This window comes from Streptomyces sioyaensis (genome assembly GCF_004122735.1).
Classification (GTDB): domain Bacteria; phylum Actinomycetota; class Actinomycetes; order Streptomycetales; family Streptomycetaceae; genus Streptomyces; species Streptomyces sioyaensis.
The window spans coordinates 1-22,862 of record NZ_SDIF01000017.1; the positions used below are offsets into that span (position 1 = coordinate 1).

21 protein-coding genes and 1 pseudogene are annotated in these 22,862 nt (G+C 71.7%); 9 read left to right on the forward strand and 13 right to left on the reverse strand.

Features of this window, described 5'->3' with window-relative positions; genetic code table 11:
* A partial coding sequence (locus tag EST54_RS08680; RefSeq protein ID WP_153189270.1) for an HAD-IA family hydrolase occupies window positions 1-490 on the forward strand: 490 nt, incomplete at its 5' end.
* 22 nt (window positions 491-512) lie between these two features.
* Here EST54_RS08680 and EST54_RS08685 read toward each other — a convergent pair.
* The 4 genes from EST54_RS08685 to EST54_RS08700 form a co-directional block, all read right to left on the reverse strand.
* A complete protein-coding gene (locus EST54_RS08685) occupies window positions 513-1,142 on the reverse strand; it encodes a class I SAM-dependent methyltransferase (protein WP_129246716.1) in 630 nt (209 codons plus the stop codon).
* 176 nt (window positions 1,143-1,318) lie between these two features.
* Window positions 1,319-3,178 carry a virginiamycin B lyase family protein gene (locus tag EST54_RS08690; protein ID WP_244942475.1) on the reverse strand — a complete coding sequence of 620 codons (1,860 nt, stop codon included), beginning with the start codon at window positions 3,176-3,178 and terminating at the stop codon, window positions 1,319-1,321.
* Window positions 3,179-3,689: 511 nt separating this feature from the next.
* On the reverse strand, window positions 3,690-4,268 hold the full coding sequence (locus tag EST54_RS08695; protein WP_129246720.1) for a dihydrofolate reductase family protein: 579 nt from the start codon (window positions 4,266-4,268) through the stop codon (window positions 3,690-3,692).
* A gap of 107 nt (window positions 4,269-4,375) precedes the next feature.
* Complete coding sequence (locus EST54_RS08700) at window positions 4,376-5,086, reverse strand: histone deacetylase (RefSeq protein ID WP_174857417.1); 711 nt, start codon at window positions 5,084-5,086, stop codon at window positions 4,376-4,378.
* Between the two features lie 492 nt (window positions 5,087-5,578).
* On the opposite strand from EST54_RS08700, the gene EST54_RS08705 reads away from it, so the two are divergent.
* Window positions 5,579-6,346, forward strand: a complete 768-nt coding sequence (locus EST54_RS08705; protein ID WP_129246722.1) for a hypothetical protein — start codon at window positions 5,579-5,581, stop codon at window positions 6,344-6,346.
* A gap of 99 nt (window positions 6,347-6,445) precedes the next feature.
* Here EST54_RS08705 and EST54_RS08710 read toward each other — a convergent pair whose 3' ends face one another.
* Entirely contained in the window at window positions 6,446-7,012 is a 567-nt protein-coding gene (locus EST54_RS08710) for a nucleoside deaminase (protein WP_129246724.1), read from the reverse strand.
* A gap of 309 nt (window positions 7,013-7,321) precedes the next feature.
* Between EST54_RS08710 and EST54_RS08715 the strand changes: the two genes are divergently transcribed.
* From EST54_RS08715 to EST54_RS08735, 5 genes and pseudogenes are all read left to right on the forward strand, one after another.
* Window positions 7,322-8,095, forward strand: coding sequence for an antibiotic biosynthesis monooxygenase (locus EST54_RS08715; protein ID WP_372448279.1), 774 nt, complete (start codon window positions 7,322-7,324; stop codon window positions 8,093-8,095).
* 43 nt (window positions 8,096-8,138) lie between these two features.
* Window positions 8,139-9,521 (forward strand): FAD-binding oxidoreductase, encoded by a 1,383-nt coding sequence (locus EST54_RS08720; RefSeq protein ID WP_244942476.1) that lies wholly within the window; start codon window positions 8,139-8,141, stop codon window positions 9,519-9,521.
* 67 nt (window positions 9,522-9,588) lie between these two features.
* Window positions 9,589-11,137 (forward strand): annotated as a pseudogene (locus tag EST54_RS08725) (ATP-dependent DNA ligase).
* Window positions 11,138-11,142: 5 nt separating this feature from the next.
* Complete coding sequence (locus EST54_RS08730; protein ID WP_129246728.1) at window positions 11,143-11,616, forward strand: NUDIX domain-containing protein; 474 nt, start codon at window positions 11,143-11,145, stop codon at window positions 11,614-11,616.
* Window positions 11,617-11,896: 280 nt separating this feature from the next.
* Window positions 11,897-13,024, forward strand: a complete 1,128-nt coding sequence (locus EST54_RS08735; protein ID WP_129246730.1) for a winged helix-turn-helix domain-containing protein — start codon at window positions 11,897-11,899, stop codon at window positions 13,022-13,024.
* Here EST54_RS08735 and EST54_RS08740 read toward each other — a convergent pair.
* The 5 genes from EST54_RS08740 to EST54_RS08760 all read right to left on the reverse strand — a co-directional run bounded on the left by EST54_RS08740 (window position 12,936) and on the right by EST54_RS08760 (window position 18,083).
* On the reverse strand, window positions 12,936-13,928 hold the full coding sequence (locus tag EST54_RS08740; protein ID WP_129246732.1) for a zinc-dependent alcohol dehydrogenase family protein: 993 nt from the start codon (window positions 13,926-13,928) through the stop codon (window positions 12,936-12,938). The two genes, EST54_RS08735 and EST54_RS08740, sit on opposite strands and share 89 nt — an antisense overlap.
* Window positions 13,925-14,776 carry a carbohydrate ABC transporter permease gene (locus tag EST54_RS08745; RefSeq protein WP_129246734.1) on the reverse strand — a complete coding sequence of 284 codons (852 nt, stop codon included), beginning with the start codon at window positions 14,774-14,776 and terminating at the stop codon, window positions 13,925-13,927. Before EST54_RS08745 ends, EST54_RS08740 begins: the two co-directional genes overlap by 4 nt.
* Window positions 14,773-15,753 carry a carbohydrate ABC transporter permease gene (locus EST54_RS08750; protein WP_129246735.1) on the reverse strand — a complete coding sequence of 327 codons (981 nt, stop codon included), beginning with the start codon at window positions 15,751-15,753 and terminating at the stop codon, window positions 14,773-14,775. The genes EST54_RS08745 and EST54_RS08750 overlap by 4 nt, the downstream gene beginning before the upstream one ends.
* Window positions 15,734-17,107 carry an ABC transporter substrate-binding protein gene (locus EST54_RS08755; RefSeq protein ID WP_129246737.1) on the reverse strand — a complete coding sequence of 458 codons (1,374 nt, stop codon included), beginning with the start codon at window positions 17,105-17,107 and terminating at the stop codon, window positions 15,734-15,736. The genes EST54_RS08750 and EST54_RS08755 overlap by 20 nt, the downstream gene beginning before the upstream one ends.
* A gap of 214 nt (window positions 17,108-17,321) precedes the next feature.
* Complete coding sequence (locus EST54_RS08760) at window positions 17,322-18,083, reverse strand: DeoR/GlpR family DNA-binding transcription regulator (RefSeq protein WP_129246738.1); 762 nt, start codon at window positions 18,081-18,083, stop codon at window positions 17,322-17,324.
* A gap of 314 nt (window positions 18,084-18,397) precedes the next feature.
* Between EST54_RS08760 and EST54_RS08765 the strand changes: the two genes are divergently transcribed.
* On the forward strand, window positions 18,398-18,820 hold the full coding sequence (locus EST54_RS08765; RefSeq protein ID WP_239013836.1) for an STAS domain-containing protein: 423 nt from the start codon (window positions 18,398-18,400) through the stop codon (window positions 18,818-18,820).
* Between the two features lie 10 nt (window positions 18,821-18,830).
* Here the strand turns inward: EST54_RS08765 and EST54_RS08770 are convergent, their stop codons facing one another.
* The 3 genes from EST54_RS08770 to EST54_RS08780 all read right to left on the reverse strand — a co-directional run bounded on the left by EST54_RS08770 (window position 18,831) and on the right by EST54_RS08780 (window position 21,638).
* Complete coding sequence (locus EST54_RS08770) at window positions 18,831-20,006, reverse strand: sialidase family protein (protein WP_129246740.1); 1,176 nt, start codon at window positions 20,004-20,006, stop codon at window positions 18,831-18,833.
* Between the two features lie 232 nt (window positions 20,007-20,238).
* Entirely contained in the window at window positions 20,239-20,991 is a 753-nt protein-coding gene (locus EST54_RS08775; RefSeq protein WP_129246742.1) for a hypothetical protein, read from the reverse strand.
* Between the two features lie 2 nt (window positions 20,992-20,993).
* Complete coding sequence (locus tag EST54_RS08780; protein ID WP_129246743.1) at window positions 20,994-21,638, reverse strand: RNA polymerase sigma factor; 645 nt, start codon at window positions 21,636-21,638, stop codon at window positions 20,994-20,996.
* 381 nt (window positions 21,639-22,019) lie between these two features.
* Here EST54_RS08780 and EST54_RS08785 point away from each other — a divergent pair, with 381 nt between their 5' ends.
* Window positions 22,020-22,838, forward strand: a complete 819-nt coding sequence (locus EST54_RS08785; RefSeq protein ID WP_129246745.1) for an SAM-dependent methyltransferase — start codon at window positions 22,020-22,022, stop codon at window positions 22,836-22,838.
* Window positions 22,839-22,862: the final 24 nt, after the last annotated feature.

The following is a 22,862-nucleotide window of genomic DNA, read 5'->3' on the forward strand; positions in this document are numbered from 1 at the left end:
GGAGGGGAAGCCGGAGGGGGAGGGAGCCGCCGGCCGGGACGCCCCGGATGTGATCGTTTTCGGTGGTGCGGGCCCGGAATTCAGCTATCCGGTGCTCAACCGCGCCTTCCGGCATCTGCAGCGGGGCGCCCACCTGGTCGCGATGCACCGCAATCTGTACTGGCGTACCGCGGACGGCTTCGACCTCGACACCGGAGCCTTTCTGCCGGGGCTGGAGCGGGCCGCCGGGGTGACGGCGACGGTCACCGGCAAACCGTCACCGGCGTTCTTCGACACCGCCCTGGCCCACCTCGGCGTTCCGGCGTCGGAGGCGCTGATGGTCGGCGACGACATCGAGTCCGACGTGCTGGCGGCCCAGCGCCACGGGATCACCGGCGTGCTCGTCAAGACCGGCAAATACCTCCCGGAGACCCACCGGACCGCCGACGGCACACCGGACCACGTGCTGGATTCCTTCGCGGGCCTGCCCGGCTTGCTCGGCTACACCTAGGGTCTGTCCCGTGCGGCACGCTCTAGTCGAGCCGGGCCAGCAAGTGCGCGTCGAGGAAGCCCCGTTCGGAGGCCGGATCGTGGAGCAGCCGGGCGAACGTGACGAGCCCGGCTCCGGCCAGCAACTCGGCGAACCGGTCCACCGGCCAGCTGTAGGCGGGCGTCACCTTGTGGTCGAAGCGGACCGGCTCCGGTCCGTCGGTCGCGAAGAACGAGACCAGGAGCAGGCCCCCTGGTGCCAGGACACGTACCTGCTCGGCGAGGAGCGCGGGCAGTTCCCCGGGCGGGGTATGGATCATCGAGTAGTGGGCCAGCACGCCGCCGAGCGCGCCGTCCTCGACCGGCAGGGCCTCCATCCGTGCCTCGTCGAACCGCAGCGCCGGATGGGCCCGCCGGGCGTGGTCGACCATGCCCGGGGAGAGGTCGAGCCCGAAGGCGTCCAGCCCCAGGTCGTGCAGCATGGCCGTCAGATGCCCCGGCCCGCACCCGACGTCGGCTGCCCGCGGGTTCCCGCTCCCGCGCACCAGCTCGGCGAAGGTGCCGATCATGTTCCGCGAGAACGGGTGCGTCTCCAACCGATCAGCGAACTTCGACGCATACAGCTCGACGACCCCGTCGTACGCCGCCCTGGTCTCGTCCTGGTGCTCCCTCACGGCAAGGGAAGCTAACACCCGCGCACGTCCGCAGCTTCTCCGGGCCCGTGCCGCCCCCCCGCCGCCCCTCCTGCGCCGTGGTCTGCTGGAGCACCGTGCCGATGCCGGAGCCGCCCTCACCGCGGGCGCCCCGCCCCTGCAGACCAGGCGACCTGGGGATTTCGGAGCCGAGGAGATCAGCCCGGGAGGGGGATGAACAGCAGGATGCCGTGGGCGGTGGCCGCGTTGTAGCAGGCATTGCCGGGGAAGGTGGCGGTGTAGAAGGGGGTGGCGATGGCGAAGACGGGGACGACGGCGTTGTGGATGGTGGCCGTGCCGTTGGCGTCGGTGACGGCGGTGCCGAGGTTGACCGGGCCGAAGAGCGTGGTGGCGGTGAAGGTCACCGGCTGACCGGCCACCGGCATCCCCGAGGTGGTCGTCAGAGTGGCGCTGAGGGTGGGGATGTAGAACTCGGGCAGCGGGGTCAGCCGGAGCCGGATCGTGCCTGGCTGCGCGGTCAGCGTTGTGGGGGTGGGGTTCACGGTGACGGGGGTGCTGGTGGTGGAGCTGGTGAAGCAGCTGTCACCGCTGTAGGCGGCGGTGAGGGTGCCGGTGGTCAGGGCGGTGGTGGTGAAGCAGGCCTGCCCCGATGCGTTGACGGGGACCACCTGGGTCTGGCTGTTGGGGAGGGTGAAGGTGACCGTACCGGTCGGCACCGAGGTGGTTCCTGGTGCCGGGGTGATGGTGGCGCACACGGTCACGCTCTGCCCGCAGGTGGAGGGGTTCGGCGTCACCGACAGCGCCGTCGTTGTGGGGTTGGGGCTCACGGTGACGGGGGTGGGGTTGCCGTTCACGGTCGCGGTGAACGAACCGGCGGTGTAGGTGTGGGTGGTCTGCCCGCTCCCGGTGGCGTCCAGGGGGACGGTGACCGTGGGGCTGGCGTCCCCGAAGTTCACCACCGCTGTCCCGTTCGGAGTCCCCCCGGAAATGTTGAACGTCACCGGTTGCCCGCACACCGGCGACGCCGGCGAGGTCGTCACCGTCAACGGCGAAATCTCCGTCACGTTGGCCGAATTGGCGTTGGTGACGTAGACATTGCTGTTCTGCGCCGCCGCCACCGAGAACGGGAACGCGCCGACGGGGACGGTGGCCAGGACGGTGTTCGTGGTGCTGCTGATCACCGTCACGTTGTTGGAATTGCTGTTGCCGACGTAGACGTTGCCGGTCGGCGCCACCGCCACCCCGAACGGGCCCCCGCCGGTGGGGACGGTGGCCAGGACGGTGTTCGTGGTGCTGCTGATCACCGTCACGTTGTTCGAAACGGTGTTGGTGACGTAGACGTTGCCGTTCTGCGCCACCGCGATCACCCCCGGGACCGTGCCGGCGGGGACGGTGGCCACGACGGTGTTCGTGGTGCTGTCGATCACGGTCACGTTGTTCGAGGTCTGGTTGGCGATGTAGACGTTGCCGTTCTGCGCCACCGCCGCATAGCCCGGGAAACCACCGGTGGGGAGGGTGGTCAGGACGGTGTTCGTGGCGCTGCTGATCACCGTCACGGTGTTCGCGTTCCGGTTGGCGACGTAGACGTTGCCGTTCTGCGCCACCGCCACCGCGTCCGGGACCGCGCCGACGGGGACGGTGGCCAGGACCGTGTTCGTGACGCTGCTGATCACCGTCACGTTGTTGGAAGTGCTGTTGGCGACGTAGACGTTGCCGTTCGGCGCCACCGCGAGTGCGAACGGGCCCCCGCCGACGGGGACGGTGGCCAGGACGGTGTTGGTGGCGCTGCTGATCACCGTCACGTTGTTCGAGCTCTGGTTGGTGACGTAGACGTTGCCGTTCGGCGCCACCGCAATCATGGCCGGGTCTGAGCCGGCGGGGACAGTGGCCAGGACGGTGTTCGTGGTGCTGCTGATCACCGTCACGTTGGCCGAATTGGCGTTGCCGACGTAGACGTTGCCGTTCGGCGCCACCGCCACCGCCAGCGGGGTCGTGCCCGCCGGGATCGTCACCGTGGAGAACGCCGCACTGAACGGCGCGGCCACAAGCCCCCGCACAGCGGCCACCTCGGATCCACCGGCCGGTACAACCGGCCGAAACCCGCCGGCTACCGCCGGAGCTCCCAACCAACCCGTAGTCGGTTCCATGACACACCTCTCTCAGCTGAGAGGGCCGCCCAAGAACTCCCACCGGGGCCCGCGTCGCACGGCGCCGGTATACGCGCACCGGATCACCACTTGCACACCGGGACAGAGAGAGGACACGCCGACACGTACCACGCACCCGCGCACCACAGGGGTTGCCCATCTCTCCCCGGAGAGATGGGCAACCCACCGGAAAACGGTCACCACCATTAACTCGAAATCATCAATACGACACCATGCCCTTGACTCGACTTCACCCGGACAGGCCAATCCACAGCCCAACCCGGGCACGCCGTAAGAGCGGAAGTGGTCATGGAGCAACGATGCATCCGCACGTCGCGTGAGGTTCATGCCGTGCCGGCGACCGATACTGCTTCTCAAGCACGGCCTACGGTCCGCCCGCAGTGCCGCCCGGTCGCGGGAGTCACGCCGCCGAGGCGGCGCGGGCGCGTCGGTAGTGGAGGAGGACGACGCCGTTGCCGAAGGTGCGGGTGTCGGCGAGTTGGAGGTCGGCGGTGGTGTCCGACGGCGCGAACAGCGGTTTGCCGCGGCCGATGAGGACCGGGTGGACGTAGAGGCGGTACTCGTCGATCAGATCGTGCCGCCGGAAGGCCGCGGCGAGGCCGGCGCCGCTGAGCGCCAGGTCACCGCCCGGCTGTGCGGTGAGCGCCCTGATCTCCTCGGGGACGACGTCCCGCATGACGGTGGTGTTCCAGTCGGCCCGCTCCAGGGTCCGGGAAAACACGATCTTGGGCATGTCCCGCCAGATCCCGGCAAACTCCACCATGGGCCCGGTGCTTGACGGGTCGGCATCCGCGGTCGGCCAGAATCCGGCCATCAGCTCATGCGTGACCCGCCCGCTCAGGAAGCCGCCCATCGTCCTGAGCTGCGCGTTGACGTAGCGGTGCAACTCGTCGTCGACCCGATGCCAGTCGATCTCGCGGTGCGGTCCCTCGATGAAGCCGTCGAGGGACACCGACATGGTCAGGACGATCTTTCTCATCGCGGTCCTCGCCGAAGTCGAGTCGTCAGGGGCCGGGGCGCCGGCCGGAGGGCACCAGTGTGCCGGGGACCGGCGCGGCGGGGGAGGAGGGACGCGCCGCGCGCCGGTCAGGGGGCGGCGGTGAGCAGTGACTCGATCTCCCCGGCCCTCCAGTGACCGGCGGCTCCCGGGCAGCCGGCGAGATACCTTGCGGTCCGGTGCACGCTCCATCCGTGGGCGGCGACGATTCCGGCCCCGATGTGCCGCAGATAGGCGGCCGAGGGGGCGTTCACCGCGATGTCGTCGCTGCGCCACGGGGCCGTGCAGGTCAGGACGGGGTATCCGTCCAGCGCCCCGGCGCACACCAGGGTTTCGTAGCGGCCGGGACCGATCTGGGCCCGGCCGTGGGTGAGGGCCTGCGTCAGATCGAGGTCCTCGCCGGGCTCCCGGTACATCTCCTGGGCCACGATGTCGGAGAACTGGCCGACGGTCAGCAGATAGCCCTGAGAGGGAAGTTCGGTCCGTGGTGCGTCGTCGGCGGTCCGCGCGGGGCCGGGGTCGTAGAAGGCCCGGCCGCCGGTCCACACCTGCGATTCGGTGGCGAAGTACAGCAGACCGGGCAGCAGGACCGGGGCCGTACGGAGGGGGTCGCGGGGGTCCCGGCAGCCGGGGCAGGCGCGCAGTCCGCCGGGGGGCCGGCCGCCGGCCAGGTAGGCGGTCAGCCGTTCCCGGTGCATGTTGGAGCCGTATGCGGCATACCAGACGCGGTGCACGGGCGTGCGGCGGCGGACGGCTTCGGGGGAGTGGTCGAGGGCTTCGAGGCGTCGGGGCCGGATCACGCCCTCACGCTACGCGGCCCGGTCCGCCGGGGCGGCCGTGGCTTGATCGTTTCCGTCCGGGTTTTGCCGCGGGGGGTGTGGAGATGCGCACTGCACGGACAGGACCTGTCCGCACGACAGCCGGCGCCGGTCATCGGCCGGACGCCGGGGGACGGAGGCAGTGTGACGGACGAGGTGTCAGGCCGAAACGGCTCCGGGATACCCCGGGCGCGGGCAGCCGGTGGCCGCTCCGCCCGGCCGGTGCCGTCGCCGGACACGAGCCGGCGAGGGTTGCTCGCGGTCACCGCGGCGGCGGGGCTCGGCGTGCTCACCGGATGCGGAGGTACTCCCTCCCGTGCCGACCCCGCCCCCGAGGCGTCACCGCCGGGCGGCTCGCGCTCGTCCCCCTCCGCCGGGACCGGGAGCCCGAGCCCGTCCGGCTCCGCGACCGCGCGGCACCCGGCCCCTCCGGCCAGGCGGCGCCGTCCCGAACTCCCGCGTGGTGGGCGGGAGTTGTTTCCGCGCTACCGGCTGGTCGGGTTCTGCGGGCTGCCCGGTGCCCCGGCGCTCGGCCGGCTCGGGACCGGTGCGCCGGGACAGCGGGCAGCCGAGGTGGAGAAGGTGGCGCACCGCTACGCCGCGGGGCGTGAACCGCTGCCCGTGCTCGAACTCCTGGCGACCGTCGCCAATGCCTCGGCCGGCCCGGACGGCACCTACCGCTCACGGACGCCCGCCGCGACCATCCGCCGCTTCCACCGCGTGGCGCGCGACCGGCGGGCCTTGCTGCTGCTGAACATCCAGCCGGGCCGCGCGCCCGTGCTCGACGAGGTCAAGGCGCTGCGCGACTGGCTCGTCCACCCCGATGTGGGGATCGCGCTCGACCCGGAATGGGAGATGGCCCGCGGGCAGGTGCCGGGCGACACCTACGGGCGGACCGACGGCCATGAACTGACGGAGGTGGCCCGCTATCTGTCCGGGCTGGTCGAGGCGCACGACCTGCCGCAGAAGCCGCTGGTCTTCCATCAGGTCGCCACGTCCGTCGTGCACGCCCAGTCCGCGCTGCGGCCCCAGCCCGGCGTGGCACTGATCAAGAGCGCCGACGGCATCGGCTCCCCGGGCCTGAAGCGCGGGACCTGGCAGCGGCTGGTCCACGACCTGCCCGACGGCCTGCACACCGGCTTCAAGCTCTTCTACGAGGAAGACGCCCGGGGCAGCCGGCTGATGACGCCGGAGGAGGTGCTGGCCCTCCGGCCGCAGCCGGAGTACGTGATGTACGAGTGACGCCCATGGACGCGTGCCACCTGGGCGCCCACGCAGGCCGGTCGCCGGGCCCCGCCGCCCGTGCGGCGGGGCCCGGCGCCTGCTGGTGGTGAGGGAGCGTCAGTAGGCGTGCTGGAGCCGCCGTTTGTTCCATTCCTCGTAGGCCTTGGCGCCCATCTCGGGGTAGATCTGCTGGATCTTGATCCGGCGCTCGGAGAGCGGCCTTTCGAAGTCCTCGTACTGGAACGAGTCGTCGAAGCCGATCTTGGCGGTGTCGGTCAGGTCGCAGCTGTAGTACACCGCGTCCATCCGCGCCCAGTAGATGGCGCTCATGCACATCGGGCAGGGGGCGCCGCTGATGTAGATCTCGTGGCCCTGGAGCATCCGGGCGCGCTCCGGGAGCGGGTCCGGTGACCCCTCGGGGCGGGGGACGTACGCCAGCGTGCTCTCGTTCTGCCGGTCCACGGCGATGCTCGGCGCATCCGGGTTGAGGACCTGCACGGCCTTCCGGATCGCCTCGATTTCTGCGTGGGCGGTGGGGTCGCCCGTCAGCAGAACGTGGTTCTGCCCGCGGGCCACGATCTTCCCGTTGCGCGTGATGACCGCGCCGAACGGGCCGCCCCAACCGTTGTTCACGGATTCCGTGGCGAGTCGGACGGCTTCTGCGAGGAGTTCTTTCTGTTCCATTACGGAGTCTCCGATCGGCATCGATTCCTCTGTGGAACGGTAGGGCATATATGCTCCATTTGCCCGGTAAATCTCTTATGCACTAGGCTACTCAAGGTGAGTCCCCGTGCAAGCCGTGCTGCCGCGGCCGAGAATGCCACCGTCGTGACCTCGCAGAAGGTGCGCGAGGGGCGGACGGATGAGTTTCAGCGGTGGCAGGAGAAGACGAACCGTGTGGCCCGTGAATTCGAGGGATTCGTGGGCGCCGAGGTATATCCGCCCGGCGCCGGCGAAGAAAATGAATGGGTCACTGTATTCCGGTTTTCCGGCATGGACCACTTGACCGCCTGGCTGGATTCGAGCCGGCGGCAGGCATTGCTCCAGGAGGCGGCCGAATTCTTCGAGGGTCCTCCGACGCAGGAGGTGCTTCGCGGAGGTACCCCCTCGGAGCGGGCCCCGGAAGCGGTCACGGCCGTCATCTCGCACGACGTGCGGCCGGGACACGAGCAGGCGTTCCTCGACTGGCAGCAGAAGGCCCTCGAAGCACAGCAGCAGGCGCCGGGCTTCATGGGATCCGAGCTGTTCAGACCGGTCCAGGGCGTGCAGGAGCACTGGGTCGTCGTCTTCCGGTTCGACTCCCGTGAGCACCTCGACGAGTGGTTGGAATCCGACGTCCGCCAGGAGTTGTTGGACGAGGGAAGCCAGCACTTCGTCTCGTTCGACGTCCGCAAGGTCGGCTCCGCGTTCAGCGGCTGGTTCCGGTTCGACGAAGGCAAGGACAGCGCCGCTCCGCCCAACTGGAAACAGGCGATGTCGGTTGTCCTGGCGCTCTATCCGACGGTGATGGTGCTCAACCTGACCGTGGGCATCGGGCTGCAGGCGCTCACCGTCCGCGAGTACATCGGCCTGTTCTTGTCCAACGTGCTGAGCGTCAGCGCCCTGACCTGGCTGCTGATGCCGCTGGTGAACAGGGCGCTGGCCTTCTGGCTGGTGCCCGGCCGGTGCACCAGCCGCCGGACGCAGGTGCTGGGCACCGGAGTGGTGGTGCTCGGGTACCTGGTGTCCATCGGTGTCTTCGGCCTGATCACCCACCAGATCTGGTGAGGAGGCCGCGATGTGTCCACCCGTACCGGAACCAGGGCCGGATGTGCCGGAAACAGGGCCGGAGGTCGCGGGCGCACTGATCCGGCGGGGCGACGCCGGCTACGAGACCGCCCGTTCCCGTGCGGTGTGGAACGAGCTGCGGCCCGAGCGGTTCCCCGAGGCCGTCGTGCGGGTCACGTCGGAGACGGACGTGGCACACGCCGTGCGCTACGCCCGTACGCACGGGCTGCGGGTGTCGCTGCGTTCCGGCGGGCACAACTGGTCCGGCTCGCCACTCCGCGACGGGAGCCTGCTGCTCGATCTCTCCGGGCTGCGGGAGTGCCGCCTCGCGCCCGCGACCGACACCGCCCCGGCGACCGTCACGGTGGAGCCCGCCGCCACCGGTCAGGAACTGGTCGCGTTCCTCACCCCGCAGGATCTGGCCTTCCCCGTCGGCCACTGCCCCAGCGTGGCGGTCGGCGGCTTTCTGCTCAGCGGCGGCCTCGGCTGGAACTCCCGCGCATGGGGGGCGTCCTGCGCGGACGTCCTGGAGATCCGGGCCGTCACCGCCGACGGGCGGACGGTCACCTGTAGCGAGCGAGAGCACCCCGAACTCTTCTGGGCCGCGCGGGGCGCCGGGCCGGGATTCTGCGCGGCCGTCACCCGCTTCCGGCTCGCCCTGCACCCCCACCCCGCCTCGATCATGACGACCTCCCTGACGTTTCCGATGGCGGAACTCGCCCGGGTGACCGAGTGGACGGAGCGGGTCGCCCGCGGACTCCCGCCGTACGTCGAGGTGGCGTTCGTCCTCCAGCCCGCCGAGCCGGCAGCGGACGGCGCGCCCGGGCTGCGGATCACGGTCGGTGCCACCGCGTTCGCGGCGACGCGGCGGGAGGCCCTCCAGGCGCTGGAGCCCGTCGCCGACTGCCCCTTCGGCGAACTCGCCGTCACCCGGCAGCCGCCGGCGCCGACCTCCTTCGCCGCCCTGCACGAGGGCGCGGCGGTCCTCTGGCCGCCCCTGCACCGGTATGCGGCGGACACCCTGTGGTCGCCGGAGAGCTATCCGACGCAACTGGGCCGGATCGCCGACGTGGTGGCCCGCGCCCCGTCCGGGAAGTCCCTGGTGCTCTCGCCCGTGCAGCCGGTCTCATCGGAACCCGCCCTGCTGCGGAACATGGCCTTCGCCCCGCTCGGCGAGTCCTACCTGGTCTGCTACGCGGTCTGGGAGGACCCGGCGGCGGACGACGCCAACGAGCAGTGGCTGCGGGACGTCATGGCCGCCGCCGACCCGCAGGGCGACGGCCGCCACTACATCGCCGAAGCGGACCTGGAGGCCGACGCGGCCCGGCCCCGGCGCTCGTACGCCCCCGCCACCTGGGACCGGCTGCAGGAGGTCAAGGCGGAGTGGGACCCGGACAACGTCTTCCACTCCTATCTCGCCCCGTGACCGGGCGCCGGCTGCCGGACGGGCCGGCCGGGGAGCGGAAACGGCGCCGCGGGGGCACCATGGCCCTATGCTGCTGGCCGGTCTCGCCCAGGTGTCGGCGGAGGTCGCCGCGACGTCGGCGCGTTCGCGGAAGATCGCGCTGCTGGCCGGACTGTTCCGGGACGCGGCGCCCCAGGACGTCCCGGTGGTCATCCCGTACCTCGCCGGGCGGCTGCCCCAGGGCCGGATCGGGGTCGGCTGGAGCGTCCTGCGCGAGCCGGTCGCGGCCGCGGAGCACGCCACCCTGACCGTCCGCGACGTGGACACCGCGCTGACCGCCCTGGGCACGGGTCTCGGGAGCCGGCGCGCAGGGGGAGCGGCGCGGACTCGTCCGTGCGCTGCTGGCCGCGGCGACGGAGGGCGAGCAGCGGTTCCTGGTCGGCCTGCTGACCGGTGAGGTGCGGCAGGGCGCGCTGGACGCCATCGCGGTCGAGGGGCTCGCCGCCGCCACCCAGGTGCCGGCGGCGGACGTCCGGCGGGCCGTGATGCTGGCGGGGTCGCTCCAGGACGTGGCGCAGGCGCTGCTCGCCGAGGGGCCGGAGGCGCTCGCGCGCTTCCGGCTCACCGTGGGGCGGCCCGTCGGGCCGATGCTGGCGCACAGCGCCAAGACCGTGGCCGAGGCCATCGAGAAGCTCGGCGCCTGCGCCGTGGAGGAGAAGCTCGACGGCATCCGCGTACAGGTGCACCGCGACGGGCCGGACGTGCACATCCACACCCGCACCCTGGACGAGGTCACCGACCGGCTCCCCGAGGTCACCGCGCTGGCACGGGAGTTGCCGGCCGGCCGGTTCATCCTCGACGGCGAGGTGATCGCCCTGGACGGGGCGGGCCGGCCGGTGCCCTTCCAGCGGGTCGCGGGGCGGTTCGGTTCACGGGTGGACGTCTCCGCCGCGCAGGCCGCGCTGCCGCTGTCCCCGGTCTTCTTCGACGTGCTCGCGGTCGACGGCCGCGACCTGCTGGAACTGCCCTCGGCACAGCGGCACGCCGAGCTGGCCCGGCTGGTCCCCGCACCCCAGCGGGTGCGCCGCCAGGTGGTCGCGGACCCGTCCGACGCCGGGGCCCGCGCGGCCGCCGAGGACTTCTGGGCCGAGACCCTGCGCCGGGGCCATGAGGGCGTCGTGGTCAAGGCGCTGGACGCCCCCTACAGCGCGGGCCGCCGGGGCGCCGCATGGCTCAAGGTGAAGCCCGTGCACACCCTCGACCTGGTGGTGCTGGCGGTGGAGTGGGGACACGGCCGGCGCACCGGGAAGCTGTCCAACCTCCACCTCGGGGCGCGCGCGGCGGACGGCGGATTCGTCATGCTGGGCAAGACCTTCAAGGGGCTGACCGATGCCACCCTCAGCTGGCAGACCGAGCGCCTGCAGCAGCTCGCGGTGGCGGACAACGGCCATGTGGTGACGGTGCGTCCGGAACTCGTCGTCGAGATCGCCTATGACGGACTGCAGACCTCCTCGCGCTACCCGGCGGGCGTGACCCTGCGCTTCGCGCGGGTGGTGCGCTACCGGGAGGACAAGACGGCGGACGAGGCGGACACCGTCGAGGCGGTGCTTGCCGCGCACGACCGCGGGGAACAGTAGCCGCCATGGTGGGAAAGCGAAGTGCCGGGCTGCTGCTGTACCGCCGCGCGGCGGGCGGGGTCGAGGTGCTGCTGGGGCACATGGGCGGCCCGTTGTGGGAGCGCCGTGACGCGCGGGCGTGGTCCGTGCCCAAGGGCGAGTACGTCCCTCCGGAGGAGGCGAGGGACGCCGCCCGGCGGGAGTTCGAGGAGGAGTTGGGGATGCCGCCGCCCGCCGGCCGCTACCTTCCCCTGGGGGACGCCCGCCAGCCGAGCGGCAAGGTGGTGACCGTCTGGGCCGTCGAGGGCGATCTCGATCCGCGGCACATCGTGCCCGGCACCTTCGAGATGGAGTGGCCGCGCGGCTCCGGGGTGACCGGCAGCTTCCCCGAGATCGACCGGGTGGCCTGGTTCCCGCCGCACGAGGCACGGGAGCGGCTGGTGGCGGGCCAGCAGGTGTTCCTGGACCGGCTGGCGGAGCAGCTGGCCGGCGAGGGCTGAGCGCCGGAGCCGCACGGGAAGCCGCCCCCGGCATCAAGGGGGCCCGGGGGCACAGGGCTTGGTACGGCCGGCCGCGGGCCCCGCGCGTGGCCGGAAAGCCGCCGCACCGGCAGCACAAGGGCGCCCCGAGCTCCCCACCTTCACCACCGCGCAGGCCGAAGGCTTCCAGTCGCCCTGTACACCCCCGTTCCCCGCCGGGCAGTCTGGCGGAGGGGGCCGCACGACCGGCCCCGAACGGGGGGCCCTGGTCACAGGGTCATGAGCATGCCGCGGGGGTCGCATGTTGCGCATCCACTTCGAAGACCGGGATCTGGCACGGGTACAGATCGCCGCCGAACCCGATCCGCTCTGGGAAACGGTGCTGGCCATGCACCAACTGGCGCCGCCGGGGCGCGGTGTGCCGGTCTACGGCGCCTGGCGCGCCAGGGCCCGCCGCGAACTGCACGAGCGGGGGCTGACCCGCGCGGCCGGGCTGCTCAGTGCCCTGGCCCCGGCCGACGCCGGCTACTTCCCGGACTTCCTCACGCCCGACGCGGCCCGGGACGGCCTGGCCGCGGGCCTGGCCGCGCTGCGGGACACTCCGGGGGCGCGGCTGGCCGCGGAGAGCGCGCGGGCCGGGCTGCCCGCCCGGCTCCCGCGCTGGACCGGCGCCCTGGCCGCGGGCAGCCGGCAGCCGCTGGACGAACTGGCCGCCGCGCTCCAGGAGGTGCACCGCGCGGTGGTCGCCCCGGACTGGACCCAGGCGGCCGCCACGGTCGACTCCGACCGGGGCGCCCGCGCCCGCACCCTCTGCCGCGACGGCGTCGACGGGCTGCTCCAGACCTTCCGCCCCGCACTGCGCTGGGAGCCGCCGGTGCTCTACGCCGACTATCCCCGCGACCGCGATCTGTGGCTCAACGGGCGCGGACTGCGGCTGATTCCGTCCCATTTCTGCTGGCGCAGACCCATCGCCCTCGCCGACCCCGGGCTGCCGCCGGTGCTCGTCCACCCGGTCGAACACCCCACGTCCTGGGCGCCGGCCGGGCCCCGCGGCTGCCATCCGCAGGCGCTGTCCACCCTGCTCGGCCGTACCCGGGCCCGGATCCTCGCGGCCCTCGACGACCCGGCCACCACCGGTGAACTCGCCCGCCGCGTACGGGTCTCCGCCCCCTCGGCCAGCGAGCACGTGAGCGCGCTGCGGGAGGCCAACCTCGCCCGTAGCCGGCGGGACGGCGGCTGTGTCGTCCACGCCCTCACCCCGCTCGGCACGGCGTTGCTGCACGGCGAACTCGCCCCCGCACGAACCGCCGCGGGGGGCGGAGTCCGCCGGCCGCCCGGCCTTACGGCCGTACCTGGATCTTCCTCCCTTCGCCGGCCTGGAAGCGGCTCAGCGCCTCGGCATAGCGGTCCAGCGGCAGCCGGTCGCTGATGAAGACCTCCGGGTCCAGGGCCCCGGCCGCGAAGAGCTCCGCGGCGCGCTCATAGCTGTGCAGGACCGCCATCGAGCCGGTGATGGTGATCTCCTGGTTGTAGATGCGGTAGGGCTCGATGACGGCGCGGGCCGCGTAGTCGGCCACGCCGAACTGCAGGAAGGTGCCGCCCTTGCCGACCCGTCCCAGCGCGTCCTGGATGGCGTGCGCGTTGCCGGTGGCGTCGATGACCACGTCCCAGCCGCGCGGGCGGTCCAGGTCGTCGGCGGAACCGGCCGCGCCGCTGCACCCCAGGGTGCGGGCGGTGGCCAGCCGCTCGGGGTTGATGTCGACGACGTCGACGCCGGCCGCGCCGGTGCGCTTGGCGAGCTCCAGCATCATCAGGCCCATCGTGCCCGAGCCGTAGATCAGGACCCGGGTGCCCAGTTGTGCCGAGCGCAGGATGTCGTAGCCGCGGACCGCGCAGGAGAGCGGCTCGATCAGGGCGGCGTCCTCGGTACGGACATGATCGGGCAGCTTGACGCAGTTGGCGACGGGGGCGACGGCATACTCGGCGGCGCCGCCGGCCCTGGTCACCCCGATCGCGGCCCAGCCCTCGCAGAGGTTGTTGCGGCCGATGCGGCAGTAGTGGCACTCGTAGCAGTAGAGGGAGGGGTCGACGGCCACCCGGTCGCCCTCGACGAGTTCGGTGACCGCGCTGCCGGTGGCGACGACCGTACCGGCGAACTCATGGCCCGGCACGACGGGCAGGGTGGGCGCGAACTCCCCCTGGAGGATGTGCAGATCGGTGCCGCACAGTCCGCAGGCGGCGACCGAGACCACCACGTCGCGCGGGCCGGGGGTGGGGTCCTCGACGGTGGCGACCTCGACCTTGCCGGGGGCGCTGATCACTGCGGCTTTCATTTGACTGCTCCGAGCGAGAGGCCCTGGACGAGCTTGTCCTGGGCGGCGAATCCGGCGATGAGCACCGGGAGGGAGATCACGGTGGCGGCGGCGCACACCTTCGCCAGGAACAGGCCCTGACTGGTGACGAATCCGGTCAGGAACACCGGCGCGGTACCCGCCACGATCCCGGTCAGCACCCGGGCGAACAGCAGCTCGTTCCAGCTGAAGATGAACGAGATCAGGGCGGTCGCCGCGATTCCCGGCATGGCCACCGGGGCGACGATCCGGAGCAGGGTGGTGTGCAGTCCCGCGCCGTCGATCGACGCGGCCTCCAGGATCTCGGTCGGGACCTCCGAGAGGAACGAGCGCATCATCCACACCGCGATCGGCAGATTCATCGAGGTGTAGAGGATGACCAGCAACCAGATGCTGTCCAGCATCCCGGTGTTCTGCGCGACGAGATAGATCGGCAGCAGACCGGCCACCAGCGGCAGCATCTTCGTGGAGAGGAAGAAGAACATCACATCGGTCCACTTGCGCACCGGCTTGATCGACAGCGCGTACGCCGCCGGTACCGCCAGCAGCAGCACGAGGAGGGTGGAGACGACGGACGCGGTCAACGAGTTGATCAGTGGCGGCCAGGGACTGACGCCGGTGCCCTCGCCGAAGAACTCGCGGTAGCCGTGCAGGCTGAGCCCGGCACCGATGCTCGGCGGGTTGGTCGCCGCGTCCGTCTCGCTGTGGAAGGACGTCAACACCATCCACGCGACGGGCAGGAAGAAGGCGATTCCGCACAGCCAGGCCAGCAGGCCCAGCAGACTTCCGGTGCGTCGCCGACGGCGCGGGGGCAGCAGTGCGCTCGTCATCGGGTGACCTCCTCGCGCAGCAGGGACGAGACGGAGCGCAGCGCGAAGGTCGCCACCAGCAGCGAACACAGCACGACGATGACGCCCTGCGCGGAGGCCTGTCCGTAGTCATGGGCCTGGTAGAAGGTCTGGTAGATGGTGAAGGGAAGGTTCGCGGTGCCGAGGCCGCCCGAGGTGATGGTGAACACCGCATCGAAGTTCTGGACGACGTACACGGTCCCCAGCAGCGCGGCCAGTTCGAGGTAGCGCCGCAGATGCGGCAGGGTCAGATAGCGGAAGATGTCGAAGGCGGTGGCGCCGTCCATCCGGGCCGCCTCGATGGCGTCCGCCGGCCGGCTCTGCAGCCCGGCCAGCAGGATCAGCATCATGAACGGTGTCCACTGCCAGATCAGCGACATCTCCACGGCGGCGAGCGGGGAGTCGGTCATCCAGTCCGGCTGCGGCGGATTGTCGCTGCCGAACAGCCCCCATATCCAGGTCAGCGCGCCGTTGAGCAGCCCGTACGAGGCGTTGTAGAGGGCGTGCTTCCAGAGCAGGGCGGAGGCGACGGGCACCACCAGGAACGGCGTGATGAGCAGGGTGCGGACGATGCCGCGGCCGCGGAAGCTGCGGTCCAGCAGCAGCGCGAGGCCCAGCCCCAGCAGCAGGCTGACCAGCACCACGGTCACCGTCAGCAGCACGGTCGTGACGACCGACGACCGCATCGCGGGGTCGGTGAAGACGGCGAGGTAGTTGTCGAGAGCGGCGAAGCCGCGGCTGTCGGGGGCCAGCGCGTTCCACCGGGTGAAGGAGATCACCACGGTGGCCACGAACGGCAGTTGGGTGACGATGATCAGGAAGACGAGGGCAGGCAGCAGGGGAGCGCGCCGGGCCCAGTCCTTCGCCCGCTGGGCCCGCCGGGCGCGGGCCGCCTGACGGCCGGGGGTCGTGACGGCGGCCTTGACGGGCCGGGTCGCCTCAGTGGTTTGCGTGGGCATCGGACACTTCCTGGGCCAGCCGCTGGCTCTTCTTGAGGGCCTCGGGCACGCTCTGCTTTCCAGCGATCGCCGCGCTGATCTCCTGGGAGACCTTGGTTCCCAGGTCGGAGAACTCGGGGATGCCGACGAACTGGATTCCGGGGGCCGGGCGGGGCTGTACGCCGGGGTCGTTCGGCCGCGCCGAGGTGATCGCCTGCTGGGTCGCGGGGGCGAAGGCGCCGGACTCCTTCAGGTACTGCGGGTTCTGGTAGAGCGAGGCCCGCTTGCCGGCGGGCACCTTCGACCAGCCCAGTGACCGGCCCACCAGCTTCTCGTACTTCGCGCTGGAGGCCCAGCGGATGAACTTCCAGGCCGCGTCCTGGTGCTGACTGGCCTTCTGCACGCCCCACGCCCAGGTGTAGAGCCAGCCCGAGCTGGCGGTCTTCTCGACCGGCGCCGGTGCGTAGCCGACCTTCCCCGCGACCTTCGAATCGGAGCTCTCCAGCGAGCCGGCGCCGGCGGTCGCGTCGTACCACATGGCGACCTTGCCCTGCTGCATGTCGTTGAGGCACTCGGTGTAGCCGGCCTGCGGTGCACCCGACTCGCCGTGCTTGCGGACCAGGTCGACGTAGAACTGGGTGGCCTTGGTGAACTCCGGGCTGTCCAGCTTCGCCTGCCAGTCCTTGGTGAACCAGGTCCCGCCGAAGGTGTTGACGACGGTGCTCAGCGGGGCCATCAGCTGGCCCCAGCCGACCTGGCCGCGCAGGCAGATGCCCTTCATGCCCTTGCGGTAGCCGTCCAACTTGCCGGCCATCTGGGCGACTTGCTGCCACGTAGGACGCTTGGGCATGGTCAGCCCCGCCGCCTTGAGGAGGTCCTTGCGGTACATCAGGAAGGACGATTCGCCGTAGAAGGGCTCTGCGTAGACCTTGCCGTCGGCGGCGGTGAGTGAGTCGCGGACCGGAGCGAGAATGTCCTTCTGGTTGAACTCCGGGTCCTTGGCGGCCCGTTCGCCGAGCGGGGCGAGCCAGCCGTGGCTGGCGTAGATGGGGGTCTCGTAATTGCTGAGGCTGGCCACGTCGTACTGCCCGGCCTGGCTGGTGAAGTCCTGGCTCATCTTGTCGCGCAGATCGTCCTCCGGCAGCACGGTGTAATTCACCTTGATGCCGGTCTCCTTGGTGAAGTGCTCGGCGGTGAGCCGCTGCAGATCCACCATCTGCGGGTTGTTCACCATCAGCACATTGATGGTGTGGGGGTCGCCCTTGCCCACGTTGCCGGCGCCGGAACAGCCGCTGGCGGCCAGCGACAAGGCCAGGACGGCCGAGGTCAGCCCTATTGCGCGGCCGGTACGGCCTCCGGGGAATTGTGCTCTCACGGCTCTTGCCTCTCTGGGGACGGATACGGCTGTAGCTGCATGTAGCGATATGTCGTTTATGTCGGGTATGTGGAGTCTCTATGTGGGTATGGCGGTGCTGGAGGCACGCCGGGTCACCGCACGAAGGCCGGGGGTGCGGCCTGCGGGCAGCGGCTATGGGGTGTGGTGAGGGGTGTCGTACGGGGCCGGTCGGTCCGGGCGGCCCCCGCCCGGGTCAGACCCGGAGCACCTGCGGCCCCAGGAGGGAATAGCGATGCGCCTCCGGCGCGGACAGCCCCGCGTCGGAGACGATCGTCTGGAAGTCGCTGACGTCGGCGAACCGGCAGAAGCTGCTGGCGCCGAACTTGCTGTGCACCGCGACCAGCACCCGCCGCCGCGACGAGCGGACCGCCTGCTCCTTCACCTCGGCGACCGCCGGATCGGGGGTGGTCAGCCCGTGCTCCCGGGAGATGCCGTTCGCCCCCAGGAACGCCAGGTCGATCACGAACCGGGCGAGCATGTCCCGGGCCCAGGAGCCCACCGTCGCCTGCGTACCGGAGCGGACCCGCCCGCCGGCCAGCAGGACGGTGGTCGACTCGGACGCCGCGACCAGCGACGCGGTCCGCAGCGATGCGGTGATCACGGTCAGCGGACGGTCGGTGGGCAGCAGCATCGCGACCAGCTCCGGGGTGTAGCCCTCGTCGACGAACACCGTCTCGGCCTCGCCGACCAGCGCTGCCGCGGCCGCCGCGATCCGGCGCTTCTCGTCCACCTGCTGGGTCTCCCGGCGGGCGAGTGTGGTCTCGAAGCCGGCGCTCTCGACCGGATACGCCGCGCCGTGCGTACGCCGGACCAGCCCCCGGCGCTCCAGCTCGCTCAGATCCCGCCGTACGGTCTCGCGGGCGACCCCGAACTCGGCTGCGGCATCGACGACCTCGACCCGGCCGGACTGCCGGGCGAGCGCGAGGATGCGGTGCTGGCGTTCCTCGGCCCTCATGGCTCACTCCTGCCCGATTGCTGGTTTTTTCTGGCTTCCGTTCGGTCACGGGGCTGCCCGTTTCCGCCCGCCTCAGGTTTATAGCAAGCGGAACCATGTGGATAGCTGCCCGCTATCGGGGAAATTCTGCCCGTTTTTGCCCGCCGCGGACCGCTGCCGACCGGCTCCGCTGCCCCGGGGCGCGCCCGTACGGCCTGGTGGGCGCGCCCGTAGGGCCTGGTGGGCGGGGTGCGCCGGAAGCGGGGGGCGGCCGCTCCGCTTGCCGAGGGAGCGCCACGGTCGTGCGGGGCGCCGTGGCCCTTAGGCTGGACGCCATGAGTTCGGAGATGCGGTCGTTGGCGGTCACTGCGATCGTGCAGGCGGATGAGTGCGCGGTGCTGCGCGTCAGCGGGGAGCTGGACCTCCGGACCGAGCAGGCGTTTCTCGCCGAGGCGCGGTCGGTGGTCTCGGCCGGCCACCGCTTCCTCGTGCTGGATCTGACCGCCCTGCGCTTCTGCGACTCCCGGGGGCTGAGCTGTCTGCTCGCCCTGGAGTGGCTGTGCCGGCGGCTGGAGGGCCGGCTGCTGCTGGCCTCGCTCGGCGTACGGATGCTGCGCCTGCTGGTCGGCACGCAGTCCCTCAACGTCTTCTCCTGCTACCCCACCGTCGGCCATGCGCTGGCCGCGGTCCCCGACACCAGCCGCCCGGCCTGGCCGCCCGAGGTGACGGAGTCCGCCGAGGATCCGGACGAGGCGTGAGACGGGCCGGTCAGCCGGCCGGACAGGGCCCGCCCAGCCAGGCGTCGTCGAACCGGGCAAAGGTGATCTTCCGATAGGGGCCGGACTCGTAAAGCAGCCCGAAGGTCCCGTCCGGCAGCCGGGTCAGCGTCGAGTACGCGGCCGGGCCCGCGGTGACGACCCGGGCGAGGGGCCAGCTCCCGCCGTCGTCGCAGGACATCCGCACGGTGAGGTTCCGGCGGGCGTCGGTGCTCGCCGTATTGCTGAACAGCAGCCGGTGCGCCCGCGCCCGCCGGGCCGGCGCCGCCGGGTCGTAGCGCAGGATCGCGGCATTGTTGCCCGGATCGGTCAACTCGTCGTCCGCCACCGGCGTGCTGTAGCTCAGCCCGCCGTCCCGGGAGTAGGCCACCAGCCGCTTTCCGGCGCCGCGGGTCCGGCTGTTGAGCAGGATCCGGCCGTCGGCGAGCTCGACGGTCTTGTTCTCGTCCATCAGCGGCCCCACCGGCGTCCCCAGACGCCAGTGCGCGCCATGGTCGTCGCTGTACGCACTGGCCGCCCACATACTGCCGTCGGCCTTGCGGAACGCGTACTGCTGCAGCAACCGCCCGCCGGCCAGCTGGATGCCGGAGCCCGACGAGGCGAAGATGCCGTGCCAGGACGGGTCCTTGAGGTCATGGGTGATCCGCCGGACGCGCCAACTGCGGCCGCCGTCGTCCGAGTAGCCGTAATCGGTGTGCAGCACCGTGGTGCTGTCGTGCGCGTTGCCCGCGCCCGCCGTGCGGAACCCGACGCCCTTGGGCGCATACGCATGGAAGAGGAAAATCCGGCCGGTCACCCGGTCGGCGAGCAGACTCGGGTCGCCCGCGCCCACCCCGCCGTCGTAGTCCACGGCCGCTTGCGGCGCACTCCAGGTACGCCCCAGGTCGGTGCTGCGCCGCACCATCACATCCACATTGCCGGGCAGATCGGCCGCGCTGTCGTTCCGCCGGTCGAAGGCCGCGACGAGGGTGCCGTCCGCGAGCGTGGTCAGCGCCGGGATGCGATAGGTGTGCGCGCCGCGGCCGGACACCGCCAGATCGGTGGTCTCGTACAGCGGTGGCCGGACGGCGCCGCGCCACGCCGCGGCGGCGCGCGGGGCCGGGCCGGTCAGCAGCCCGGCACCGACGGCGAGCAGGGCGGCCGGTGCGACCAGGCGGGCGGCTTTCACCGGGATCTCCAGGACGGGGCGCGGCACGGCGTGCGGCGGGCAGCGGGTGCGGGCGGCACGGAGGCATCGGAGGGCAGGCAGGCCCTGTGAATCTAAGGTCGGGGTGACACCGCGTCCATTCCACCGGGCAGGGGAGTGAGGGGTGGTCACCGGCCGCGGGAGCGGGGCCGGCGGCCCGGCGGCGGCCGCACCCCGGAGGCCCGCTGATCGGCCCGGCCCTGCTCGCCCCGCCCTACTCGCCCCGGCCGAGATCCCGGACGAGCGTGGGGGAGGGGCGGGGAATCACCCCGAAGTCCTCGTCCTCGCCGTCCACGGCAAGACGGTGGATCACCTTCTCCAGGGCGTCCGGCAGGGTCGGGGCGAGTCCGCTGTGCCACTGGACCAGGAGGTTGTGCCGGGCGGAGTCCGGCAGCAACTGCTTCTCGTCGAACGCGGCCACGCAGCGGCGCTCCTCGTCGGGCGCGTGCGCGGCCTGCTCGCGCCAGTAGGCGGCGTCGCGGTACTCGCCGTTGCGGCGGTGCGCCAGATACAGGCAGTAGGCGGCGGTCCGGCTGCCGGCGCCGGCGCCGAAGTGCCACCAGAAGTGCGCCGCGTCGCCGCGTCCGGTGATGTGCAGCAGACAGGCGAAGACCAGCGCCCCTTCGGGGTCGATGTGGTGGTCGTTGACCAGCCGTTCCAGGCTCGCCGCGGCCGCCGCGGCATTGACGACCAGGGCACACGCCAGCTGGAGCTCATGGGTGGCCTCGTCGCGGGCGCTGGGGTACGTGCTGGGCGCGCCCTGCCCGTCGCGGACCGTGCGCACCGCGGCCGGCGGGCCGTCCGGGTCCGCCGTCCCGAGCCGGCGGACGGTGTCCAGGCCGCCGAGCGCACCCGTGTCGTCGAGGTCGTGGAATCCGGACAGGCCCTCGATCCAGGACACCGCCGCGGCCGCGCTGAGCAGCGTCTCCACGGTCTCCCTGCGGTCGGCGGGACGGATGTGCGACATGGTCAGTTCCCCCTGGGATTTCCCCGGTCGATGCCGAGCGCGGCGGCGAGCTTGCGCTTGCCGCGGCTTGCATAGGAGCGCACGGTGACTTCGTCGACGCCGAGCAAGGAGCCGATCTGTGCGTCGCTGTACCCGATGACATGGCGCAGCACGATCACATCGCACTGCCGCTCCGGCAGCCGGGCGATGGCCGCATACAGCCCCAACTGGCTCTCCAGCATGGCGAATTGCTGCTGGCACTCGCGCAGCAGGGCGTGCGTGACGACGGCGAAGGCGGCGGTCTCGGTGAGCGCGGTGGGCTGCTGGTGGTCGTAGAGCCACTCCACCACCCGCTCCTTGAGCACCGACCAGGCGTACGCCTCCACCGAGGCCTGCCGCAGCGCATGCGGCCACAGCCGGCCGAGCCGCTCATAGGCCGCCCGGGTGACGTCGCGGGCCGCGGCCTGGCTGCCGGTGTGCAGATAGGCGTACGTCAGCCACTTGCGGGCGTGGGTCGACAGGAACGCCTCGAACGTGAGCGTCAGCTGGCGGTCGAACGGATCCGGTGTGACGGCCGGGAGGCCACAGCGGGGTGGCGCCGCTAACTCCGCGGTACGGACATGCGCCGGAGCGCACGCCGGTGGCGGTCGGTCCCGGTCTACGCTCACGAGCCGTCCTCGTTCCGGTTGCCGTGCACCGCCTCCGGGCGCCGAGACGCGCCGGCCGCGGGAGGGCGGTTGCCCTCACCCTCCAATGAACCGGAAAGCACACCCGTTTGTGGCACGGTGAGGGCAAAAATCTTCCGTAGCGCATTCATATGACTACGCATGACGGTGGCATGTGACCGCCGGTGGCGGGGGTCGGCATGCGCCGCCGCGCACCTCGCCCGGTGCGCTCCGGCATGTTCCAGGGCGCACGGGGCAGTGCTCCAACAGCCAGGCGCACGGCGGTGCATGACGCGCCGCCGGGGTGCATGGCTTGCGAGGGGGAGGCACCGCGCGCCGGTAGGGGCGCGGGAGCGGTAGCGCGTAATGGGGAGGCAGCGCACGATGAGCGAGCACGAGTCCGTGGTGGACCTGCAACTGGACCGGGCCCACTCGTCCCGGATCTACGACTACTTCCTGGGCGGCAAGACCAATTTCCTGGCCGACCGGATGGCCGCCGGCAGCGTGCTGGGGGTGTTCCCCGCCGCGCTGGTCGCGGCCCGGATCAACCGCGAGTTCATGCACCGCACCACCCGCGTCCTGGCCGCGTCCGGTATGCGGCAGTTCCTCGACATCGGCACCGGCATCCCCACCGCGCCGAACCTCCACGACATCGCCCAGGGCATCGCCCCGGACTCCCGGGTGGTCTACACCGACAACGACCCGATCGTCCTCGCGCACGCCGCAGCCCTCCTGCGCAGCACCCCCGAGGGGCGGACCGCGTACGTCCAGGCCGATGTCCACGACCCCGAGGGCATCCTCACGGCGCCGCGGCTCCTGGACACCCTCGATCTGCGCCGCCCGGTGGCGCTCAGCCTGAACGCGCTGATGCACTTCGTCCCCGACGACGGCCAGGACCGGGCACACGACATCGTCGAGCGTCTCAAGGCCGCGCTGCCCAGCGGCAGCACGCTCACCATGACTCATGCGACATCGGACTTCAGCCCCGCGGCCATGGACAAGATCATCAAGATCTACGGCGAGGCGGGCACCCGGCTCCAGTTCCGCTCCCGCGCCGCGTTCCGGCGCTTCTTCGACGGCTGGGAGCTGCTGGAGCCGGGCGTGACCCTCTCCCACCAGTGGCGCCCGGACGATCCCGACGACGCCACCCACGTCACCGATGCGGAGGCCGCCAGCTACGCGGCCGTCGCGCGCAAACCCTGAGCGCGACGGGGCAGGCGGCCGGCC

Coding starts and splice junctions, on each gene's coding strand:
- EST54_RS08695 (WP_129246720.1), bottom strand. CDS start 4,268: ATGAGAAAGATCGTCCTGACCATGTCGGTGTCCCTCGACGGCTTCATC.
- EST54_RS08710 (WP_129246724.1), bottom strand. CDS start 7,012: ATGGAACAGAAAGAACTCCTCGCAGAAGCCGTCCGACTCGCCACGGAA.
- EST54_RS08715 (WP_372448279.1), top strand. CDS start 7,322: ATGGACCACTTGACCGCCTGGCTGGATTCGAGCCGGCGGCAGGCATTG.
- EST54_RS08730 (WP_129246728.1), top strand. CDS start 11,143: ATGGTGGGAAAGCGAAGTGCCGGGCTGCTGCTGTACCGCCGCGCGGCG.
- EST54_RS08735 (WP_129246730.1), top strand. CDS start 11,897: ATGTTGCGCATCCACTTCGAAGACCGGGATCTGGCACGGGTACAGATC.
- EST54_RS08740 (WP_129246732.1), bottom strand. CDS start 13,928: ATGAAAGCCGCAGTGATCAGCGCCCCCGGCAAGGTCGAGGTCGCCACC.
- EST54_RS08745 (WP_129246734.1), bottom strand. CDS start 14,776: ATGACGAGCGCACTGCTGCCCCCGCGCCGTCGGCGACGCACCGGAAGT.
- EST54_RS08750 (WP_129246735.1), bottom strand. CDS start 15,753: ATGCCCACGCAAACCACTGAGGCGACCCGGCCCGTCAAGGCCGCCGTC.
- EST54_RS08760 (WP_129246738.1), bottom strand. CDS start 18,083: ATGAGGGCCGAGGAACGCCAGCACCGCATCCTCGCGCTCGCCCGGCAG.
- EST54_RS08765 (WP_239013836.1), top strand. CDS start 18,398: ATGAGTTCGGAGATGCGGTCGTTGGCGGTCACTGCGATCGTGCAGGCG.
- EST54_RS08775 (WP_129246742.1), bottom strand. CDS start 20,991: ATGTCGCACATCCGTCCCGCCGACCGCAGGGAGACCGTGGAGACGCTG.
- EST54_RS08785 (WP_129246745.1), top strand. CDS start 22,020: ATGAGCGAGCACGAGTCCGTGGTGGACCTGCAACTGGACCGGGCCCAC.